This window comes from bacterium CG_4_10_14_0_2_um_filter_33_32 (assembly GCA_002792735.1).
Classification (GTDB): Bacteria; Patescibacteriota; CPR2_A; order CG2-30-33-46; family CG2-30-33-46; genus CG2-30-33-46.
In genome coordinates, this window is record PFOW01000057.1 from 1 (window position 1) to 5,356 (window position 5,356).

At 34.7% G+C, this 5,356-nt stretch carries 5 protein-coding genes; 2 read left to right on the forward strand and 3 right to left on the reverse strand.

The genetic code is table 11. The annotated features are described in order from the left end of the window. Positions 1-91 precede the first annotated feature (91 nt). From COX95_03690 to COX95_03700, 3 genes are all read right to left on the reverse strand, one after another. Positions 92-394, reverse strand: a complete 303-nt coding sequence (locus COX95_03690) for a hypothetical protein (protein ID PIZ85555.1) — start codon at positions 392-394, stop codon at positions 92-94. A gap of 3 nt (positions 395-397) precedes the next feature. Beyond that, the gene (locus COX95_03695; GenBank protein ID PIZ85556.1) at positions 398-1,159 is read right to left on the reverse strand and encodes a hypothetical protein; all 762 of its coding nucleotides are present in this window, start codon (positions 1,157-1,159) and stop codon (positions 398-400) included. A 68-nt stretch (positions 1,160-1,227) separates the two neighbouring features. Continuing rightward, the gene (locus COX95_03700; protein ID PIZ85557.1) at positions 1,228-1,500 is read right to left on the reverse strand and encodes a hypothetical protein; all 273 of its coding nucleotides are present in this window, start codon (positions 1,498-1,500) and stop codon (positions 1,228-1,230) included. A 175-nt stretch (positions 1,501-1,675) separates the two neighbouring features. Between COX95_03700 and COX95_03705 the strand changes: the two genes are divergently transcribed. Both COX95_03705 and COX95_03710 read left to right on the forward strand, forming a co-directional pair. Then, positions 1,676-4,075 carry a hypothetical protein gene (locus tag COX95_03705; protein ID PIZ85558.1) on the forward strand — a complete coding sequence of 800 codons (2,400 nt, stop codon included), beginning with the start codon at positions 1,676-1,678 and terminating at the stop codon, positions 4,073-4,075. Then, entirely contained in the window at positions 4,072-5,073 is a 1,002-nt protein-coding gene (locus COX95_03710; protein ID PIZ85559.1) for a 2-hydroxyglutaryl-CoA dehydratase, read from the forward strand. The genes COX95_03705 and COX95_03710 overlap by 4 nt, the downstream gene beginning before the upstream one ends. The last annotated feature ends 283 nt before the right edge of the window (positions 5,074-5,356 follow it).

Consider the following 5,356-nt stretch of genomic DNA (forward strand, 5'->3'; position numbering starts at 1 on the left):
TGATATGCATATTGGAAACTCCTTAGTTATTTGCAGGAGTCTCAAATGTTTCGTAACTTATTCAGAAAATACCAATATTTAAACATTAGTACTAATAACATCCTTCTTGGCTATCACATATATACGTTTCATCTTGAGCAGTACCAGGTCCGTCGTATTTTCCGATAATTGTATAATTACCATCTCCAGGTATACCATCACTATAAGAATAGGTTATGTGATTAGTTCCGCTAGAAGCGGGTAATTTACCATAGTTTACCCAATATTCTCCGAATTTTAAGGATTTTGGCTCAGTACCATTATTATCATCAATATACATTTGAACCATAGTATTAACTTCTCTAACTTTTGCCTGAGCCTCAGCAACATGAGCTTTTTCCTTAGCAGAGCCCAATAATCAGAAAATTAACAGTACAGGTAGGGCAACCATAAGAGCAATTCCAATAATTGTGCCCACTACTCCAATGATAATATATGGCCATTTCTTTCCTTGAGGATCTTCAGCAACCTGATTCCCTTTTAATTCCTTAACATTCATAAACAACATATAAAAATAAGTTAGAACAAAAGGCGCCATTAATATTTGAATTGCTATTTGAAAACCCGAACTAATAAATTGATAAGCAATCTGACCAGTTGAACCCATCATCGCCGATGTTACAGCCATTATTATGCCAAAAATAGCAAAGAATATAAAAAGCGGACCAATTATAACTAAAGCAAAAGCTATATACCGCCATAGTATACTTCCCCATAAACCCTTTGTATATTCTTTACTTTTTAAAAGAGCATTCATGCCCCTTTTATCTTCTTCAGCAAAAACAAAAACTGAAAAAGAAAACCAAATAGAAAATATTACTCCTGGCGCAATTAAGAAAAAAGATCCGCCAAAAGTTACTAATCCAACAAAAAAAACAACCCATGAATAAGAAAACATCCTGGCTAGCGCTATTTTATATATCTCGCCAGCGCTAATATGCTCTCTGTCAACAACAGCATAAAGAAGCGCCACCTGAATAAAAAATGAAATCAGAACTGAAGCTATACCGGATATTATCATCAAAACTAAAGCTGGCATTGGATCACTGACCATACTGCCTAAAAACAAAGTTGGTATCAAACCTAGAATAAATAAAATTAAATAAGGTCCAAAAAGCACATTGACATAATATTTTAACTTAGTCCTATAAACTGCCTAGGTTTGACCGATAAGATCAAAAGTACCTGCTAAAACAGGTGCATTTTGTTGTATAGAAGGCTGTACTTGAGGCTGAGCTCCAGACTGTTGGTAATCATATGATTTTCTTGGACCTGCACAGACAAAGGGACAGGAGGCGGCTCTTTTGTTGCCTGTTTTTGATTGTCATTAATTACACGAAAACTTTCTTCAATATCACTTTCCTGCCAACCAACAGACAACAAAGAACTTTTTATATAATTTTTATCCTTACCTTTTTCTGCCTGCCTTTGAATATAATCAAGCAGTTTTTGATTAATCATCATGCTCCTAGTTTATTATTTTTATTATATCAGATAGCAATTGATTTTTTAACAATATACTACTTATTAAAAGAATTCCAAAAATGATACTTTTATCGTATGATCAACAAGCAAACCATTGATTGACAGAAGCTTCTAAATCAAATAATATGACAAAATGCCCTTTGAAAAATAAATAAAGGAGAGATTACTAGTGAAAATAGGATTGCTGGGTATTCATGAAGAATACTGGCCTTTTTTAACTACTCTAATTAAAGAATTCGGACACGAACCTGTTTTAGGCAAAACGAATAAAGACGTTATAAAAATAGGTACAAAATATGCTGAAAATGAACAATGTGTAGCCATCAAGATAGCAATGGGCCAAGCCATATCTTTAGCGTCAAATATTGATAAACTACTAATACCTGAAATTATTTCTGTGCTTGATAGAACATGGACTTGCCCAAAATGGTTAGGTCTTTACGATATGATTAAAATTACTATGGAATGTAATAATATATTCGATCCAGAAAAAATATTACACCCAATTGCAAACTGTAATCCTGATATAGGCTTTGTAAAAGCAATAAAAAGAGTGATTAACCCTGATCTAGCCGCTTCTATCGCTAAGATAAAAAGGTCTGGACTTACATCATTACAGATAATGGGTATACAGCTTGGCACTGAATTAGGTTTCTCGAAAATAAATTCTTTATTAAAAGTTATAGAAGCCCAGAAAAAACAGGATAATTATTGGATAGAAACGGCGCAAAAACAGATTAAAAAAGACCCAAAAAACATAACTTTTGGGATTATTGGTCATCCTTATCTTATCCATGATAATTATCTAAATCTTGACCTGATTAAAAAACTTGAAAGTTTTACTCAATATAAAAAACTCGGGAACAACAAAAAAGAAAAGGTTTGGGGAATCGATGTAATAACTCCGGATAGTGTACCAGATCATATATGGAAAAAATACGCTAATGCTTATAACGAACGTAAATATATATTCTGGAATACTCATAGAAAATTCCTCGGTACTCTTCTTTACTGGCTAGATAACAAAATGGTTGATGGAATAATATTCCTATCGGGCGTACTGTGCGGAGAAGATGCTTTGATAGAACCTATCCAAGACTATATAGCTAATCAAACAGAAGATATATTTTTTACAAGACTTGTGATTGATGAACACACTGGAGAAGCAGGCCTTATAACAAGACTTGAGGCTTCAAGTGATACTTTAGCGCAGAATTTAACAGAAGCTAAACAAGAGGTGGTATTAGAAAAATTATTACCTAAAACTCCTGTCATCCCTAAAAATCTAATAGTATCATGCCCCAATCTGGGATATGCATCTATTGCTGTTAGTGTATTTTGCAACAAGCTAGGCATAGAATTTGTTGAGGCATCACCAACAACGGAAAAATCCACAAGTAAAGCAAGGAGGTATTGTCCTGAATATTCATGCAGGCCGTTTGGAGTAACGCTCGGCAACATGCTAGAAACACTTGAAAATAGACCCGACGTTAATATTTTCTTACAAGGTGGCGGCTCAGGTCCATGTAAATATGGTAACTACCATGATGCACAGCAAATTATCCTAAATAATTGTGGTCATAATATAAGAGTGCTGCCGGTAAGGCCTCCATCTGAAGCAGGAGTAAAACGCTTTTTCGAGGGCTTATCAATACTTGATCCTAAAAATAGAAAATACATTGGGTCAGCAGAAATCAAAGAAATGACGAGAAGATTTTTTCACCCAGGAGAAATGCCCAACCCTTACAAAAACCAGAAAAACGAAACTTTATGGCTGTTAATAAAACAAGGTTTCTTTACTTTAAGGGGTCTAGATATGCTTTACAAAGAATCATTAGCTATAAAACCATTCGAGATTGAAATAGGTTCAACCGAAAGAGCTCTAAAAGAAGCACAAGAACTGTTTCTAGAGCTTGGTAAAGCTAGAATAAACGAAATTCCAGAAGTAATAAAAGAAGCATTCAGAACACTAAGAAATATTCCTGCTAAAATTAACTTAAATAACCCAGAAGAAATTAAACAAGCAATCGATAAACTCCCTAAAATCGGTATCGTCGGAGAATTCTACGAGGTTTTATCTCCAGAAAGCAATTTTGATATCACTAATTTCTTTGCCAAAGAGGATAAGATTACTGGTAAAAAAAGTGCTTATGTTGAAAGATTAATCCACGGATCTGATTGGTTGGATCCTTTTAGAAAAAATATAGTAGAAGGAACCCCAAGGAAAAAAATTATCAAACTAGCAGAACCTTATCTTGCCTTCTGTGGTGGTGATGGACAAGATACAATCGGTCATATAATCCATTGTTGGAAAAAAGGATTTGACGGCATTATAGCTATCAGACCATGGGGATGCATGCCGGAAACAGTAGCAGCCCAAATTATTCCTTATCTACCAAAATATGGCATAAACATTCCTGTACTAATAGTTACATACGACCAACAAGCAACAAACTCAGCTAATTTAATAACAAGACTAGAAGCATTTTGTGATCAGATAGAGTTATCTAGAAAAACAAAAACTACAAAAAGGGAGCTGGTGTTAAGATGAAAGGATATTTAGGGGTTGATGTTGGCTCTGTCAGCACTAACCTAGTCGTTATAGATGAACAAGGAGAGGTAATAAGCCTCATATACATAAGAACACAAGGACAACCAATAAATGCCGTAAAGCAGGGACTAAATGATTTAGAAAAAGATTTGAATTCAAAACATCCAGATATTGAAATAATAGGAGTTGGTACAACTGGAAGCGCTAGATTTTTAAGCGGTGTTATGGTTGGAGCTGACATAATCAAAAACGAAATAACTGCTCACGCAATAGCTGCTGCTCATGTAGCCCCGGGAGCCAAAACAGTTCTTGAGATCGGTGGCCAAGATTCCAAAATTATCTTGCTTAGAAAAGGCGTTGTAATGGATTTTGCAATGAATACGGTTTGCGCTGCAGGCACCGGTTCTTTTCTAGACCATCAATCCTCCCGTCTTGGTATCCCAATTGAAGAATTTGGAGACTATGCTCTTAACTCATCAACATCATGCCAAATTGCAGGGCGTTGTTCTGTGTTTGCCGAATCAGATATGATACATAAACAACAAATGGGATACCAAACAGAAGATATAATCTATGGCCTTTGCCAAGCATTGGTAAGAAATTACTTAAATAATCTTGCTAAAGGTAAAGACATATTATCTCCAATAGTATTCCAGGGCGGAGTAGCTGCAAATGCAGGTATGAAAAAAGCTTTTGAGGAATCACTTAAAATGGAAATAATAGTTCCTCAATATCATCATGTGATGGGAGCCATTGGAGCTGCATTGCTTGCACAAAAAAATGTTGATGAAAATGTTACAAATTTCAGAGGGTTTACGGTTGCTAATACTAACTATCAAACTAGAAGTTTTTATTGTAAAGGATGCGAAAACAATTGTGAAATTGTAAAAATTCAACAAATAGAAAATAATAACAAAAAAACGCTTGCCTGTTGGGGCGGAAGATGTGGTAAATGGGAAGTCGGAAATCCTGAAGAACTTGAAGCTGCAAATGTGTAGCAAAGAATCTCTTAAATAATTTACTAAAACAAAATAAACAACTATATATACTAAGGACACCTAAGTGTTTGGGCGCAAAGTGTCCTTTTTTTTATTTTATAAATTTTATAAAAATTACCAATTATTTACGCGGTCGCATATTATTTTGGTAAAATACAACTCTTCTTATTTTTCAAATACGAAAGTTTTTCCAATACAAAAGGCGGGCGCAAAAGCGCCCGCCTTTATTATCCCTAATAACTATTAACTGATTCCTAATAACTTCTTAAACGTCTAAATTCTT

What these genes read in the sequence shown, in the direction of transcription:
- COX95_03700 (PIZ85557.1), bottom strand. Translation starts at nt 1,500, where the DNA reads ATGATTAATCAAAAACTGCTTGATTATATTCAAAGGCAGGCAGAAAAA.
- COX95_03710 (PIZ85559.1), top strand. Translation starts at nt 4,072, where the DNA reads ATGAAAGGATATTTAGGGGTTGATGTTGGCTCTGTCAGCACTAACCTA.